Source organism: Nocardioides cremeus (assembly GCF_030518195.1).
Taxonomy (GTDB): domain Bacteria; phylum Actinomycetota; class Actinomycetes; order Propionibacteriales; family Nocardioidaceae; genus Nocardioides; species Nocardioides cremeus.
The window spans coordinates 1-275 of sequence record NZ_JAULSC010000324.1; the positions used below are offsets into that span (position 1 = coordinate 1).

At 46.5% G+C, this 275-nt stretch carries 1 protein-coding gene; it reads left to right on the forward strand.

Annotation, left to right across the window (positions count from 1 at the left end; all coding sequences use genetic code 11):
* On the forward strand, positions 1-275 hold a 275-nt coding region (locus QWJ41_RS22570; RefSeq protein WP_500684578.1), incomplete at both ends, for a hypothetical protein.

Here is a 275-nt window from a genome sequence, read left to right on the forward strand (position 1 = left end):
GAATGATTTGACACATTTTGAGGGGAACGCAAATGCATTCCGATTGTTGACACACCAATTCGAAGGACGTCGGAAAGGTGGATTTGTCCTGACTTATTCAACCTTGGCCTCTATCGTAAAATATCCTTTTTCATCAAGCCTCGCAGGAAATAAGTCCAAATTCGGATTCTTCACCACCGAAGAAGAGGGATTTCGCCGTATCGCAACGGAACTGGGTCTTATTCAGCTCAGCGACCGCCCTTTAAAATACGCACGCCACCCGTTGGTCTATCTGG